The organism is uncultured Amnibacterium sp. (genome assembly GCF_964245895.1).
In the GTDB taxonomy this organism is placed as follows: domain Bacteria; phylum Actinomycetota; class Actinomycetes; order Actinomycetales; family Microbacteriaceae; genus Amnibacterium.
Map to the genome: position 1 here is coordinate 1 of NZ_CAXTOQ010000081.1, position 14476 is coordinate 14476.

Below are 14476 nucleotides of genomic sequence, written 5' to 3' on the forward strand. Positions count from 1 at the left end.
TGACCGGCCCGTTCGTGTCCAGCAGCAGGGCCCAGAGCAGCGCGGAGATCGTGATCGGCATGACGACCGGGATGAAGAGCAGGAACCGGTAGGCGCGCCAGCCGGGCAGGCGACGCTCGATGCCGTAGGCCCACATGATCCCGACCAGCACGCTGCCGATCGAGCCGGCGATCGCGAGCAGGAGGCTGTGCTCGACGACGCGCAGGAACTGCTCGTCCCCGAACAGCTCGACGTAGTTGCCGATCCCGGCCCACGTCGCCGGAGTCAGTCCGTTCCAGTCGTAGAAGCCGAATCGCACGCTCTGGATCGTGGGGATGATGAGGAAGACCAGCATCATCACGAACGCCGGAGCGCTGAAGGCGACGATGAGCACCAGCGATCGGCGTCGCAGCCGGTTCGACCGCTTCGCGGGCGGCAGAGCCGGGTCCTGCTCGGGCGGCTGGACCGCCCGAGCAGGACCCGGTGCCGAGTTCTTCAGCGTCGTCATCCTCAGGACTGGGCGCTGGTCTTCAGCTTCTGCAGCTGCGCGCCGAAGTCGTCGACCGAGAGGCTGCCGGCGAGCACCGCCTGCAGGTTGGTGCGGTCGTAGGTGATCATCGAGGTCGGTGCGCCGTCGTCCCAGCCGAACTGGCTCCGGCCCTCCTGGTTCGCGAAGGCGAACATCGAGCCGCCGTTCGCTCCCAGCGCCGCCTCGAGCCCCGGGACATCGGTGCGGGCGGGGATGACGGCACCGGACTTGGCCGTCGCGAGCGCGTTCTCCTTGCCGACGAGGTACTCGCCGAACTCCAGCGCCTGCTCGTGGCCGGCGGCCACCTTGGGGATCACGATGCCGCCGCCGGCGTACACGCTGACCTTGGTCGGCAGGTCCCCGATCGCGGGGAGGAGGCACCAGTCCAGGTCCTCACGAGGGACGCCGGCGTCGAGCATGAGCGGCTCCCACACGTTCATACCCGTGTTGAAGCCGGCCTTGCCCTGGCCGAACAGGGTGTTGCCCTGGTCGGTCGAGCGGCCGAGGAAGCCGCGCGCGAAGAAGCCCTTCTTGTTCCAGTCGACCATCTTCTGCACGGGCGCCTTCCAGGCCTCGCCCGTGTAGTCGATGGACAGCGGTTCGGCGATCAGGTCCGCCTCCATCGTGGAGGCGAGCAGCCCGTCCTGGATGTGGGACAGCGGGTACCCGTCCTTGCCCCCGACGCTGATCGCGTTGAAGCCGGCCTTCATCAGGTCGGTGCAGGCGGCCTCGAACTCGGCCAGCGACGACCACTCGTGGTTCGTCGGCTCGGCCACACCCGCCTTCTTCAGGACGGACTTGCGGTAGAACATGAGGCCGTACCGGCTCGTGTTGGTCGGGGCGCCGTAGTACTTCCCGTCCTTGGTGTAGCCGGCGTAGCGCTTCTTGATCAGGTCCGGCACGTTCGCCGACAGGCCGGACTTGTCCCACAGCGAGGTGAGATCGAGCAGGGAGCCGGCGACCGCGAGGTCCTTGAACAGGCCGCCGTCGATGAAGTAGCCGGCGATGCCCGGCGCGTCCGAGCTGGTGGCGAGCCGCGGGAAGTTCTGCGCGTAGGTCGAGGAGTCGGTCTGCTGCAGCTTCACCGAGAACGCGTGCTTGCCGCTGTTCCAGGTCTTGACCGTCGGCGCGGCGGTGCCGTCGTCCGAGTTCGTCAGGAAGCTCAACGTCTTGACGGACGTGCTGCCGTTGTTCGCCTGCGGCGATCCGGAGCCGGGCGCGCTGCACGCCGCGAGGCCCGTGGCCATGGCCACGCCTCCGATACCGATGAGGAACATCCGCCTGTCGAGTGGTGCAGTCATGGCACTTCCTTCCGGCCTCGTCGCCGTGTGGTCTCAGTGTTGGGGAGTCGTCCGCATCGGTCTCGAAGCGGTACGGCGGGGACGCTAACACGTTTTTGATAACCTTTTCAAGCCAACCCGGCGCGGCCGGTCGACTGTGTGCAATCGTTATCAAGACGGTCCAGACGGAGCCGCAGAACGAGGAGGCTCGCATGACCGGTCAGCTGCGATGGGGCGACGATCACCTGCGGATCGAGGCGCGCTGGACGGACGCGTCCGCGCCCTCCTGGTCCGCGGTCGAGTCGAACGGCGTGAGCCTCGGACTGCCGGACGGGCTCGCGATCGGCGACGTCCTCGTCGTCGGCGCAGGTCACGAGCCGGCGAGCGACCGGCTGGTGCACTCCGCCATCGCGCCGCAGCTGCGGTACGAGTCCCACGAGGACCGGACCGACCGCGATGGGGTCCGCGAGCTGCGGCTGACGACGCGTGCCGGGTCCCTCGTCGTCGATCACCGGCTCCGGACGCCCGGCGGGGTCGGCGCGTTCCGGTCCGAGGTCGAGGTCCGGAACGACGGCGCCCACCCCGTCGTCCTGCAGGGGGTGCCGTCGTGGGCCAGCTACCTCGGCGAGCCGGGATCCGCGTCGATGCGGGACTGGACGCTGCACACCGCCTCCAGCGACTGGCTCGGGGAGAACCGCTGGCGGTCGACGCCGCTCGACGCGGACGCGTTCCCCCAGCTCGCCGCGGAGCTGACGGGCTGGTCCCCGCGTGGCGAGCTCCGGTTCGTCTCCACCGGCACCTGGTCGACCGGTCGGTTCCTGCCTGTCGGCGTCCTCGAGTCGGCCCGCACGGGTTCGGCGTGGGGGTGGCAGGTCGAGCACAACGGTCCCTGGCGCTTCGAGGTCGGCGAGGACTCCGGCGGCGCGTACCTGGCGCTGTCCGGGCCCACCGATGCCGACGCGCAGTGGACCCGGGTGCTCGCGCCCGGCGAGTCGTTCCGCTCGGTCCCGGCCACCGTCGCGGTCGGACGGGATCATCAGGCGGTCGTCGACGAGCTCACCCGCTACCGACGGGCCACCCGGCGCCGGCACCCGGACAACGAGCGGCTGAGCGTGGTGTTCAACGACTACATGAACACCCTGAACGGCGCTCCAGCCGCGGAGAAGCTGCTCCCCCTGATCGCCGCCGCGGCGGCCGCCGGTGCCGGGGTCTTCTGCCTCGGCGCGGGATGGTACGACGACGGCCCCTGGTGGGACTCGGTGGGCGCGTGGGAGCCGGCCGGCGAGCGGTTCCCCGGCGGCCTGCAGCGGGTCCTCGAGCGCATCCGGGACGCCGGCATGGTCCCGGGGCTCTGGCTCGAGCCGGAGGTGGTGGGCATCAACAGCCCCGTCGCCCGGTCGCTGCCCGACGACGCCTTCCTCAGCCGGCACGGCGTCCGGATCGTCGAGCACAGCCGCTACGTCCTCGACCTCGCTCACCCCGCGGCGGTCGATCATCTCGACCGGGTCGTCGACCGCATCGTCGGCGCCTGGGGCGTCGGCTACCTCAAGCTCGACTACAACGTCGACCCCGGAGCCGGGACCGATCGGGACGCGGACAGCGCCGGGGACGGGCTGCTCCGGCACAACCGCGCGCACCTCGCGTGGCTCGATGCGGTGCTCGACCGCCATCCGGACCTCGTGCTCGAGAACTGCGGATCCGGCGCCATGCGGGCCGATCCCGCGATGCTGGCGCGAATGCAGCTGCAGTCGACGTCCGACCAGCAGGACTTCCGCCGCTACCCGGTCATCGCGGCCTCCGCTCCGATGTCGATGCTGCCCGAGCAGGCCGCCAGCTGGGCGTACCCGCAGCCGGGGATGTCGGAGGAGGAGGTCGCGTTCTGCCTCGTCACCGGCCTGCTCGGCCGGTTCTTCCTCTCCGGCCACCTCGACCTGATGGATCGCTCGAGCCTCGCGCTCGTCACCGAGGCCGTCGCGCTGGCGAAGTCGATCCGATCGGTCCTGCCGCAGTCGCTCCCGAGGTGGCCGCTCGGCCTCCCCGGCTGGGACGACGAGTGGGTCGCGCTGTCGCTGGAGACCCCGGAGCAGACCTACCTGGCCGTCTGGAACCGGTCGGACGGCGGCGTGCTGGAACTCCCCGTGCCGCCGAGCAGCACCCTCCGTCCCGTGTTCCCGACGACGCTCACGCCGTGGCGCACGGCGACGATCGCGCCGGGGACGATCCGCCTCACCAACCCCACCGGACGACTCGGCGCACGACTCTTCGCGGTCGAACCGACCGAGCACCGCGGTGCGTGAGCCGGTCGGCGACACCGGCGCGGGGTCGGCCCGCACGAGGGTCGATACGCTCGCTCGGATCGGGGCTGCTCGTCGGCCCCGCGCCTGCATCCGAGGAGCACGTTGATGAACCGGCCGAGCCGCCCCGTCTCGATGGCGGACGTGGCTCGACTCGCGAACGTGTCCGTGCCGACGGTGAGCAGGGTCATGACCGGCGCGGCCCGGGTCAGCCCGGACAAGGCGACCCGCGTCGAGGATGCCATCAAGCAGCTCGGGTACCGGCCCAACGGAGCGGCGCGAGCGCTCGTGCACGGCGCTCAGAACACGATCGTCGTGCTCACCGGGAACACGACATACTACGGGTACGCCGCGACGATCCAGGGCATCGAGGAAGCGGCGCGAGCCGACGGGACGATGGTCGTCATCGCCGTGATCGAGAGCGACCAGGACGACGACGTGCAGGCCGCGATCGGGCTCGCCCTCAGCCAGCCGGTCGCGGGGATCATCGTGCTGACCTTCGACCGGCCGGGCGAGGCGGTCCTCCGTCACCTCCCGCAGGACGTCGCGGTCGCCCTCGCCTCCGGCCGGCCGAACGCCACCAGGCCGCAGGCGCTGATCGACGAGTTCGGCGGCGGCCGCGCCGCCACCCGGCATCTGCTCGAGCTGGGGCACACGACCGTCCACCACGTCTCGATCCCGCCGTCGGTGAGCGGCGAGGACCTGCGCACCGCCGGCTGGCGTGCGGCGCTCACGGCCGCTGGGGCCGTCGTGCCCGATGTCATCCCCGGCAGCTTCGAAGCACGGTCCGGCATCGAGATCGGCCGGCGGCTCGCGGCGCGACCGGAGGTGACCGCGATCTTCTGCGGCAACGACGAGCTCGCGATGGGACTGATCCGCGGGTTGGTGGACGCCGGCCGGCGGGTCCCGGAGGACGTCAGCGTCGTCGGGTTCGACGACCACCCCTTCGCGGAGCTCTGGTCGCCTCCGCTCACCACCGTCGTGCAGGACTTCGGCCACATCGGCCGCCGCTCCTACGATCTCCTCCTCGAGGCGATGGGCGGCGACGACGCGGAAGGCGACCACGTCCAGCCGACCGAGCTCGTCGTGCGTCGGAGCACCGCTCCGCCGCGCTGAGTCATTCGGGGACGACGCCCACCGTCAGCAGCAGGTTCGCGTAGTGCCGCTGATCGCCGGTCGCGACCACGACCGCGACGTCCGGGCCGCGGGCGGCCCCGTAGAACGCGAAGCGCTCGAGGCTCGAGAGCCCGACTCCCCCGCCCAGCAGCGCCCGGTACTCGTTGTGCGCGGGCGCCGGCCGCTCGTCGGCCGTCGCCATGACCTGGGCCGACTCGATCGGCAGCACCGCCAGCATCGGCACGAGCACCTGCGGCACGGTCAGCAGCCCCGGCGCGACGTCGAGGTGCACGAGCACCGACCGCTCGCTGCGCCCGGTGGCGTGCGGGTAGTTCCCGTCGGCGAGCAGCACCTGGCTGCCGTGACCCGCCGCGGCCAGCGCTGCGAGCAGCGGCGGATGGATCAACGGCGTCGTCAGCATCGCGGTCCCCGTTCGATGGATGTCCCGATCGATCTCATGCGTCCACCCGTCCGGCGATCCGCCCATCGACGTCCCAGAGGTCCAGCCAGGAGTCCGCACCGGGCCACAGGAACACCTGGCCCTTGATCAGCCGGTCGTTCTGATCGGCACCTCTGATCGCGTGCAGCTCGTCCCGGGTCAGCGGATCCGTCATGACCGCCTGGAGGTTCGCGACGTACTGCTCCGGCTTGACCGCGAACGGGATCGGCACCTGGCCCCGCTGGACGGCCCACTTCAGACAGATCAGCGCCGGATGGACCCCGTGCGCCTCGGCGGCAGCCACGATCGCCGGCTGCGCGACATCGGCGACGTCGGTCGCGGTCCGATCCCGGGCAGGCCGGGACGGGGAGCCGAGCGGCGAGTACCCCACCGGCTGGATCCCCACGTCGAGGCAGTGCTGGAACAGCTCACCCTGCTGGAAGGTCGGATGCAGCTCCATCTCGTTCAGGGCCGGCTGGATGCGAGCGTCCTGCTCGATGAGGGCGAGCTTCGCGAGCGTCACGTTCGAGGTGCCCAGGTGCCGGACGAGCCCCTCGTCGACGAGCGCCTCGAGCGCTCCCCAGGTCGCCATGAACGCCTGATGCTCGTACGGTCGGGCATCCGGGTCCCTCGCGTCGGTGCCGGCCGACGGCGGGTGGTGGTTCGGGAACGGCCAGTGGACGTAGCAGGCGTCGAGCACGTCGACGCCGAGATCGCGCATGCTCCGTTCGACCGAGCGGCGGGCGTCGGCGGGTGCGTGCGCGTCGTTCCAGATCTTCGTCATCACGAACACGTCGTCGCGGGGGACGTCTGCGCCGATCACGCCACGGAGCGCCGCGCCGATCTCGCGCTCGTTCCCGTACACGGAGGCGCAGTCGAGCAGCCGGTACCCGGCGGTCAGCGCCCCCGCGGCGGCATCCGCGATCGCTCGCGCCCCGTACCGGTCGGACCCGAACGTGCCGAAGCCGATCGCCGGCAAGGCCGCGCCGGTCCGCAACCGGCGCTGCGGCACCGCCGCGGCGCCTCCTTCGGCCTGCTGCATCGCAGTCCCTCCGATCGTGGTCCCGTCGAGGTCAGCGCCTCGCTGCGGCGAAGCAGGTTCGCGCGACCGAGGCGTTGATAACCTTTTCACATGGATGCTCCGCGCGCACCTCAGCTGCGCTACACCGCCCCCGCGACGTCCTGGACGGAGGCGCTGCCGCTCGGGAACGGCCGCTTGGGCGTGATGGTGTTCGGCGGGGTGGACCGGGAGCACCTGCAGATCAACGACGGAACCGCCTGGTCCGGCTCCCCCGCGAGCGAGCGCCTCGAGCCCCGCGTCGACCGTCGAGCCGCCGCCGACGCGATCGCCGCCGCGCGGGCGGCGATCCGCGCGGGACGGCACGAGGAGGCGGTCGAGCCGCTGCAGCGGCTGCAGCATCGCCACTCGCAGTCGTACGAGCCCTTCGCCGAGCTGACGATGCTGATCGGCGACGGCTCCACTGGCACGGACTACCGACGCGCGCTCGAGCTGGACTCCGCCCTGCACCGCGTGACCTACGGGCAGAGCGGTCACACGATCGAGCGCGAGCTCTTCGTGAGCCGACCGGACGGGGTCGCCGTGATGACGGTGCGCGTGAGCGACCCCGCCGGAACCAGGATCGAGCTCATCCCGAGCTCGCCGCTCGAGGTCGTCCGCACGGACGTCGACGAGCACGGCTCCCTGACGCAGGTGCGCCTGCCCTCCGCCGTGTCGCCCCCGGTGGACGGCTTCGACGACCCGGTCGAGTTCGATCTCGCCCCGCATCGTTCGATGACCGGCGTGCTCGCCGTCGGGTGGAGCCATGACGGCACGGCCGAAGGCCCCCTCGCGGCGCGTGGCGTCCGATCCGCACGGATCGTCTTCACCACGGACACGACGTTCACCGCGATCGGGCAGGCGCCGGACACCCCGGTCGAGGTCGTCCGCGCCCGGGCGCGTGCCCGGGTCGCGACGGCGCTCGCGGCGGACGGCGAGGCTCTGCGGCGCCGGCAGGCGGAGGATCACGGCGGGCTGTTCGCGAGGGCGAGCCTCGACACGGGCGGCGGCACGGATCCGGACTCGCCCACGGACGAGCGCCTTCGAACCGCCTCCGCCGATGCCGACGGCGCGGTGGCGAGCGACCCGGGCCTCGTCGGCCTGCTCTACGACTACGGCCGCTACCTCCTGATCTCGAGCAGCCGCCCCGGCGGCGTGCCCGCGAACCTGCAGGGCATCTGGAACGACCGGCTGCAGCCGATGTGGAGCAGCAACTACACGACGAACATCAACCTCGAGATGAACTACTGGCCGGCGGAGGTCGCCGGCCTCGCGGAGTGCGCCGAGCCGCTCCACGATCTGATCGATGCGCTCGCCGTGAACGGAAGGGAGACGGCGAAGCGGATCTACGGCGCACCCGGGTGGGTCGTGCACCACAACACGGACGTGTGGGCGTACACGCAGCCGGTCGGCTGGGGGCGGCACGACCCGCGGTGGGCGTTCTGGCCGCTGGGCGCCGCGTGGCTGTGCCACCACCTGATCGAGCACGTGCGGTTCGGAGCCGACGAGGCGTTCGCGCGGGACCGCGCATGGGGCCCGACCCGTTCGGCTGCGGAGTTCCTGCTCGCCTGGCTCGCCGAAGAGCCGGACGGGAGGCTCTCCACCATCCCGTCGACGTCCCCGGAGAACCGGTTCCTCGACGCGGCCGGAGCAGCCGTCCCGGCGGGGATCTCATCGACGATGGATCTCGCGCTGATCACCGATCTGCTCGCGTCGCTGGTGGAGCTCGCGCGGCTCACCGGCCGGGACGAGGACCCCGTGGCCCGAGCGGCCGCAGCGGCACTGCCCCGGATCGCGCCGCCGACGGTCGCGCGCGACGGGCGGGTGGCCGAGTGGCCGGCCGACGCGCAGGAGGTCGAACCCGATCACCGTCACGTGTCCCACCTGTGGTCGGCGTTCCCCGGCTCCGACGCGCTCGACGGTCCGTTCGGCGCCGCCGTCTCCGCGAGCCTCGACGGGCGAGGGGACGCCTCGACCGGATGGTCGCTCGTGTGGAAGCTCGCGCTGCGGGCGCGCCTCCGCCAGCCGGGCAAGGTCGACGACCTGCTCCGCCTCGTGTTCGCGGACATGTCCGTCGACCGCGGCGAGTTCGGCGGCGGCATCTACCCCAACCTGTTCTCCGCGCACCCGCCCTTCCAGATCGACGGCAACCTGGGGTTCGTCGCCGCCATCACCGAGTCGATCGTCCAGAGCCACCGCGGCTCCATCGAGCTGCTGCCCGCGGTGCCGACGTCGCTGCCGCGGGGTCGGCTGCGCGGAGCGATCGCGCGACCGGGCATCGCGGTGGACGTCGACTGGGCCCCGGGTCCGACGGGCGCGGCCGTGCCGCTCCGCGTCGAGCTCCGGGCGATCGACGAGCGCTTCCACGGCCGGCACCGGGTGGTCTGGAACGACACCGTGACGTCCGTCGACCTCGGGTCCGCACCCGTCGTCCTGAGCGCGACGCACTGGGGCGCGTGACCCGACCGGCGGGCCGACCTCAGGAGACGACGAGCGTCCGCCGGGACCAGTCCGGGCGTTCGAGCGCGAGGACGAGCTGCTCGGCCACGTCGGCACGGCTGACGGTCGGCAGGCCGTGCATCTTCGGGGCGTCCCCGACGTGCACCGCACCGGTCGCCGGCTTCTTGTCGAGCGTGACGGGGTAGAGGAGCGTCCAGTCGAGCGAGCTGGCCCGCAGGGCCCGGTCAGCGGCGTCCTTGTCCGCGAACACGGTCTTCATCGCGAGGGAGAAGATCGCGCGCTGCTGGAGGTCGGCCGACGCGCGCGAGTCGCCGACACCGAACGCCGAGAGCACCACGACCCGCGCCACACCGAGGCGTTCGGCCGCCGGGATGAAGACGGCCGCCGCCTCGCTCGCGATCGTCGTCTTGGTCGATGATCCGCCGCCGAGCGCCGAGATCAGCGCCTGCTGGCCCTCGAGGGCCGCGGACACGTCGTGCGCCACCCGCGCGTCGCCGGTGAGCACGTGCAGCCCGTCCGGACCGGCAAGACCGGAGGGGTTCCGCACGAGGACCGTGATCTCGTGCCCGGCGCGACGCGCCGCTTCGACCACGAGGCTGCCGGTCGGCCCGGTCGCACCGAGCACGAGGACCTTCATCGAGCGCCTCCGGAAAACAAATGAACGTTCATGTACTTACGGTACCACAGCGGATGAACGCTCATGCGAACGGGCTACCGTGCACGGATGACAGCGAGGACGGGCGCGGCGACCGCGGCCTTGACCGACGCGGAGATGGCGGCGTGGCGGCCGAACATCCAGGCCTGGACACTGATCGAGCGATGCCTCGATCAGCAGCTGCGGCGCGACGCGGACATGCCGCACGCGTACTACGGCATCCTGCTCGCGCTGAACGCGCAGGGCGACCGCTCGATGCCGCTCACCCGGCTCGCGACGGCCCTCGACTACTCGCAGAGCCGCATGTCGCACGCGATCGCCAAGCTGGAGGCGTCGGGCTGGGTCGAGCGCAAGCCGGACGAGTCCGACCGGCGCGTCTCCGCGATCGGCCTCACCGGAGCCGGCCGGATCGCGCTCCGCCGCGCCTCCGCCGGGCACCTCGAGGAGGTCCGGCGCACGTTCCTCGCCCATCTGGATGCGAACGACCTCGAGGACCTTCGGCGGATCGGGACGAAGCTGCTCGATGGCCTCACCCGCGACCTGCCGGAGACCCCGCGGTTCGGGGGCTGATCCCCTGGCTGCCGCGCGCGGTCAGCGGCCGCCCTGCCGGATCCCGTCGAGCACGAACGTGGTGCACCGCCCGGCGACGCCGTCGCCCGTCCAGACCGGGACCCCGACCGCCGGCGCGGCGGCCCGCGACAGCATCGCGATGACGCCGGCCAGGTCCTCGGGACGGCAGTCCGCTCGCAGCACCCCGGCTCGGTGGGCGCGGCGGACGACCTGGGCGAGCAGCGCCGCGAGCCGACCGCGTTCCTCGGTGACGCTCGCGTAGCGCTCGGACGGGTCGAACGCGACCTCCTGCAGCCCGCGGTCCTCGGAGAACATCGCGACGGACTCGACGACGAAGTGCTCGAGCCCGTCCCACGCGTCCTCGGCCTCCAGCGCGCGCTGCGCGAGCGCCCGCACCGCGGAGAACCGCTCCTGGAAGAGGGCGGTGAGCAGCGCGTCGCGATCAGGGAATCGGCGGTACACGGTGCCGACGCCGACTCCCGCCCGTCGCGCGATCTCGTCGAAGCCGACGCCGAGCCCGTTCTCGGCGTACAGCGATCGGGCTGCGGCGAGCACCGCCTGGTGGTTCCGCACGGCATCGCTGCGCAGCGGCCGAGCGGCGATCGGCGGCGTCGCGGGCGGTTCGGTCGAGTTCGGCATGACGTCAGCCTATCGAAACGGACACACTTCTCCGTTTCATGTATGGTGGGCCGCAAGCGGAGACACTTCTCCGATTAGCAGACCGATGCGGATGGAGCACAGAACCATGACCGAGACGAGGACCACTCCGGTGACGACCGTTCCCGAGACCGTCGAGATCGCCGTCATCGGCGGCGGCATCGGCGGCGCGGCCGCCGCCGTCGCGCTGCGCCACGCCGGCTTCGACGCGCACGTCTTCGAGCGCGCGCAGGAGCTCAAGGAGATCGGCGGCGCCGTGGTGATCCGGCAGCCGAGCATCGACCTGTTCGACCTCTGGGGCGTCGGTGCGGCGTTCCGGCAGCAGGCCGTCGCCGTGCCCGGCGTCGAGGTGCGCCACCCCGCCTCCGGCGAGGTGGTGGCGCAGCACCGGCTCGACGCGGACGGCACCGGCGCGGCATGGTCCGCGCACCGGGCCGACGTCCACTCGGCGCTGCTCGGCGCCCTGCCTCCCGATGCGGTGCACCTGGGGCTCACGACCGAGCGGGTTGAGACCGACGACGACGGCGCCACCGCGTTCTTCGAGGACGGCAGCCAGGTCCACGCGCGCCTCCTGATCGGCGCGGACGGCATCCGATCCGTGACCCGCCGCCTGATCAGCGACGACGAGATGCTCTTCGCGCACCTGGTCGTCATCCGCAGCACGGTCCCCGCGAGCGCGCTGCCCGACGGGCTCAGCAACGACACGATCCGGCTCTGGGGGAACCAGCCGCTCGCTCTGGCGACGCTCCCCCTCCGCGCGGGTAGCACGGTCGCGCTCGACACGATCATCCACGCCGACGTGCCGCCCGAGCACCTGTGGACCAGCGAGGTCCCGCTCAGCGAGCTGGCGGAGCGCTTCGCCGACTTCGACCCGGCGGTCCCCGCGCTGATCGCGGGCAGCTCCGCGATGGTCAAGGCCAACCCGGTGTACGACCGCGACCCGCTGACGAGCTGGAGCACCGGCTCCGTCACCCTGCTGGGCGATGCCGCGCATCCCATGGCGCCGCGGATGGGCCAGGGCGCGAACTCCGCCATCCAGGACGCCGGCGCGCTCGCCACCGCGCTCACCACCAGCGGGCTGCACGACGTGCAGGCTGCGCTCGCCGAGTACGAGCGCGTCCGGATCCCGCAGGCCACCGCCATGCAGCTCGGCTCGCGCCACGCTCCGGCGCCCGCGGGCGCCCGCTGACCCCTCCCCCGTCACCGCTCACTCGAACCGACTGGATCCCATGTCCCTGAACCGCACCCCCGCCCGCGACCACCGGTGGCTCGTGCTCGCCGTCGTCGCGATCGCCCAGCTGATGGTCGTCCTCGACGGGACCATCGTGAACATCGCCCTCCCGTCCGCCCAGCGCGAGCTCGCCTTCTCGAACGACAGCCGCCAGTGGATCGTGACCGCGTACGCGCTCGCGTTCGGCAGCCTGCTGCTGCTCGGCGGCCGCCTCTCCGACATCTGGGGCAGGAAGAACAGCTTCATCATCGGACTGATCGGCTTCGCGGCCGCATCCGTGCTGGGCGGCGTCGCCGACTCGTTCGGCCTGCTCGTCACCGCCCGCGCGCTGCAGGGCGCGTTCGGTGCGCTGCTCGCCCCGGCGGCGCTCGGCATCATGACGACGACGTTCACCGACCCGAAGGAACGCGGCAAGGCGTTCGGCATCTACGGCGCGGTGGCGGGAGGCGGCTCGGCCGTCGGCCTGCTGCTCGGCGGGGTCCTGACCGAGTACGCGTCCTGGCGGTGGTGCCTCTTCGTGAACGTGGTGTTCGCGGTCGTCGCCGTCGCCGGAGCACTGGTGTTCCTGCGCAAGCCCGCCGCCCTCGCGGTGAAGCCGCGGATCGACGTCCCCGGCGTCGTCAGCGTCACCGCGGGCCTCGTCGCGATCGTCTACGGGTTCTCGAACGCCGCGACGCAGGGCTGGACCGACTTCTGGACGCTCGCGCCGCTGATCGCCGGCGCGGTGCTGGTGGCCGTGTTCGTGGCCGTCCAGCGCCGCTCGCCGCACCCGCTGCTGCCGCTCCGCGTGCTGCTCGACCGCGACCGCGGCGGCTCGTACATCGTGCTCGCCCTCACCTCGATCGGCATGTTCGGCGTCTTCCTCTTCCTGACCTACTACCTGCAGCTCACCCTCGGGTACACGGCGCTGCAGACGGGGCTCGCCTTCCTGCCCATGACCGCCGTGCTGATCCTGACCTCCACCCTCATCGGCGGCCGCGTCCTCCCCAGGGTCGGACCGCGCATCCTCGTCGCGATCGGCGGCGTGCTCGGTGCGGCCGGCATGGCGCTGCTGACCCGCATCGACGTGGACTCCGGCTACGCCGGCGTGGTGCTGCCCGCACTCATCGTGATGGGGCTCGGCATCGGCCTGATCTTCTCCTCCGCGATGAACACGGCCACCTTCGGCGTCCAGCCGCAGGACGCCGGCGTGGCATCCGCGACGGTCAACACGATGCAGCAGATCGGCGGATCCATCGGCACGGCGCTGCTCAGCACGCTGAGCGCCGACGCGGTCTCGAGCTACCTGGCCGACCACGGCGTCGGCACGGCGGCGCAGGCCGAGGCGGTGCTCGCCGGGTACCACCTCGCGTTCTGGGTCTCGGTCGGCATCTTCGGTCTCGTCGCCGTCGTGGGCGGCACCCTGCTCCGGCGGCACTCGGATCGGATCCGGCTCGGCAGCGACGCGGGAGCGACGGTCGGCGACCAGCCCGTCGTCGTGCACGCCGGATGACCGCCTCCCTCGGCACGTCAGCCCAGCACGCCCGCTCGGGCTCTGAACGGAAGGAATCCCGATGACCGTCGCCTACTGGATCGTGGCCGGGCTGCTCGCGCTGCTCTACGTCGCGGTCGGTCTGATGAAGATCGCGCGGCCCCGCGAGAAGCTCGCCTCGTCCGGGATGGGCTGGGTCCAGTCCACCTCGAACACCGGCGTGAAGCTGATCGGCGCCCTCGAGGTGCTCGGGGCGATCGGTCTGATCCTGCCGCCGCTCACCCACGTGCTGCCGTGGCTCGCGATCGCGGCCGCGGTCGGGCTGGTCGTGCTGCAGATCGGCGCGGTCGTCACGCACGTGCGTCGCGGCGAGCTGCGCAACCTGCCGGTGAACGCGGTGCTCATCGTCCTCGCCGCGGTGGCGGCGGTGCTCGCACCCGCGGTGACCCAGGCGGCCTGATCGGCGACACCGGGAGGGCTGACGGCCGTCCGGTCCTGCTCATGGGACCGGACGGCCGTTCCGCATGGCGGGAAGGTCCTCGGACAGCGCTCGCAGCCGTCGCGCGCTGCGGCAGCGCGCATCGACGAAGCCGCGGCCCTGGAAGACGGGTACCGGCAGTACCGGTCTACTCCGGGTCTCCCTGCGATCTCAGCGGGGATGTTCAATGGCCACGACCGATGGACACGGCGATGACGAGACGAACGCAAGAAGCAGGCCCCCGATGAAGAAGACGATCC

At 71.9% G+C, this 14476-nt stretch carries 13 protein-coding genes; 7 read left to right on the forward strand and 6 right to left on the reverse strand.

The features are described from left to right. The coding region (locus ACFE60_RS11715) for a carbohydrate ABC transporter permease (protein WP_375389038.1) at positions 1–487 on the reverse strand (487 nt) is incomplete at its 3' end. Between the two features lie 2 nt (positions 488–489). Then, positions 490–1809 carry an ABC transporter substrate-binding protein gene (locus ACFE60_RS11720; RefSeq protein ID WP_375389039.1) on the reverse strand — a complete coding sequence of 440 codons (1320 nt, stop codon included), beginning with the start codon at positions 1807–1809 and terminating at the stop codon, positions 490–492. Between the two features lie 191 nt (positions 1810–2000). Here ACFE60_RS11720 and ACFE60_RS11725 point away from each other — a divergent pair, with 191 nt between their 5' ends. Together ACFE60_RS11725 and ACFE60_RS11730 are read left to right on the forward strand one after the other, a co-directional pair. Continuing rightward, the gene (locus ACFE60_RS11725; RefSeq protein ID WP_375389040.1) at positions 2001–4085 is read left to right on the forward strand and encodes a glycoside hydrolase family 36 protein; all 2085 of its coding nucleotides are present in this window, start codon (positions 2001–2003) and stop codon (positions 4083–4085) included. Positions 4086–4190: 105 nt separating this feature from the next. Then, on the forward strand, positions 4191–5198 hold the full coding sequence (locus tag ACFE60_RS11730; protein ID WP_375389041.1) for a LacI family DNA-binding transcriptional regulator: 1008 nt from the start codon (positions 4191–4193) through the stop codon (positions 5196–5198). Position 5199: 1 nt separating this feature from the next. On the opposite strand, the gene ACFE60_RS11735 is transcribed toward ACFE60_RS11730, so the two are convergent. Together ACFE60_RS11735 and ACFE60_RS11740 are read right to left on the reverse strand one after the other, a co-directional pair. Continuing rightward, positions 5200–5619 (reverse strand): RbsD/FucU domain-containing protein, encoded by a 420-nt coding sequence (locus ACFE60_RS11735; RefSeq protein ID WP_375389042.1) that lies wholly within the window; start codon positions 5617–5619, stop codon positions 5200–5202. A 34-nt stretch (positions 5620–5653) separates the two neighbouring features. After that, the gene (locus tag ACFE60_RS11740; protein ID WP_375389043.1) at positions 5654–6679 is read right to left on the reverse strand and encodes an aldo/keto reductase; all 1026 of its coding nucleotides are present in this window, start codon (positions 6677–6679) and stop codon (positions 5654–5656) included. A gap of 90 nt (positions 6680–6769) precedes the next feature. On the opposite strand from ACFE60_RS11740, the gene ACFE60_RS11745 reads away from it, so the two are divergent. Further along, positions 6770–9154: a glycoside hydrolase N-terminal domain-containing protein gene (locus ACFE60_RS11745; protein ID WP_375389044.1), complete on the forward strand. Its 2385-nt coding sequence runs from the start codon at positions 6770–6772 to the stop codon at positions 9152–9154. 19 nt (positions 9155–9173) lie between these two features. Here ACFE60_RS11745 and ACFE60_RS11750 read toward each other — a convergent pair whose 3' ends face one another. Continuing rightward, a complete protein-coding gene (locus ACFE60_RS11750) occupies positions 9174–9791 on the reverse strand; it encodes an NAD(P)-dependent oxidoreductase (RefSeq protein WP_375389045.1) in 618 nt (205 codons plus the stop codon). 87 nt (positions 9792–9878) lie between these two features. Between ACFE60_RS11750 and ACFE60_RS11755 the strand changes: the two genes are divergently transcribed. Next, positions 9879–10379 (forward strand): MarR family winged helix-turn-helix transcriptional regulator, encoded by a 501-nt coding sequence (locus tag ACFE60_RS11755; protein WP_375389046.1) that lies wholly within the window; start codon positions 9879–9881, stop codon positions 10377–10379. Between the two features lie 21 nt (positions 10380–10400). Here ACFE60_RS11755 and ACFE60_RS11760 read toward each other — a convergent pair whose 3' ends face one another. Next, positions 10401–11018 carry a TetR/AcrR family transcriptional regulator gene (locus ACFE60_RS11760; protein ID WP_375389047.1) on the reverse strand — a complete coding sequence of 206 codons (618 nt, stop codon included), beginning with the start codon at positions 11016–11018 and terminating at the stop codon, positions 10401–10403. A 106-nt stretch (positions 11019–11124) separates the two neighbouring features. Between ACFE60_RS11760 and ACFE60_RS11765 the strand changes: the two genes are divergently transcribed. The 3 genes from ACFE60_RS11765 to ACFE60_RS11775 all read left to right on the forward strand — a co-directional run bounded on the left by ACFE60_RS11765 (position 11125) and on the right by ACFE60_RS11775 (position 14198). After that, on the forward strand, positions 11125–12225 hold the full coding sequence (locus ACFE60_RS11765; RefSeq protein ID WP_375389048.1) for an FAD-dependent monooxygenase: 1101 nt from the start codon (positions 11125–11127) through the stop codon (positions 12223–12225). 40 nt (positions 12226–12265) lie between these two features. Next, complete coding sequence (locus tag ACFE60_RS11770; protein ID WP_375389049.1) at positions 12266–13759, forward strand: MFS transporter; 1494 nt, start codon at positions 12266–12268, stop codon at positions 13757–13759. Positions 13760–13820: 61 nt separating this feature from the next. Further along, complete coding sequence (locus ACFE60_RS11775) at positions 13821–14198, forward strand: DoxX family protein (RefSeq protein WP_375389050.1); 378 nt, start codon at positions 13821–13823, stop codon at positions 14196–14198. Positions 14199–14476 lie beyond the last annotated feature (278 nt).

Bases quoted from the DNA above. Each gene is read 5' to 3' on its own strand.
- ACFE60_RS11755 (WP_375389046.1), top strand. From the start codon at position 9,879: ATGACAGCGAGGACGGGCGCGGCGACCGCGGCCTTGACCGACGCGGAG.
- ACFE60_RS11730 (WP_375389041.1), top strand. From the start codon at position 4,191: ATGAACCGGCCGAGCCGCCCCGTCTCGATGGCGGACGTGGCTCGACTC.
- ACFE60_RS11735 (WP_375389042.1), bottom strand. From the start codon at position 5,619: ATGCTGACGACGCCGTTGATCCATCCGCCGCTGCTCGCAGCGCTGGCC.
- ACFE60_RS11745 (WP_375389044.1), top strand. From the start codon at position 6,770: ATGGATGCTCCGCGCGCACCTCAGCTGCGCTACACCGCCCCCGCGACG.
- ACFE60_RS11775 (WP_375389050.1), top strand. From the start codon at position 13,821: ATGACCGTCGCCTACTGGATCGTGGCCGGGCTGCTCGCGCTGCTCTAC.
- ACFE60_RS11750 (WP_375389045.1), bottom strand. From the start codon at position 9,791: ATGAAGGTCCTCGTGCTCGGTGCGACCGGGCCGACCGGCAGCCTCGTG.
- ACFE60_RS11760 (WP_375389047.1), bottom strand. From the start codon at position 11,018: ATGCCGAACTCGACCGAACCGCCCGCGACGCCGCCGATCGCCGCTCGG.
- ACFE60_RS11725 (WP_375389040.1), top strand. From the start codon at position 2,001: ATGACCGGTCAGCTGCGATGGGGCGACGATCACCTGCGGATCGAGGCG.
- ACFE60_RS11765 (WP_375389048.1), top strand. From the start codon at position 11,125: ATGACCGAGACGAGGACCACTCCGGTGACGACCGTTCCCGAGACCGTC.
- ACFE60_RS11720 (WP_375389039.1), bottom strand. From the start codon at position 1,809: ATGACTGCACCACTCGACAGGCGGATGTTCCTCATCGGTATCGGAGGC.
- ACFE60_RS11770 (WP_375389049.1), top strand. From the start codon at position 12,266: ATGTCCCTGAACCGCACCCCCGCCCGCGACCACCGGTGGCTCGTGCTC.
- ACFE60_RS11740 (WP_375389043.1), bottom strand. From the start codon at position 6,679: ATGCAGCAGGCCGAAGGAGGCGCCGCGGCGGTGCCGCAGCGCCGGTTG.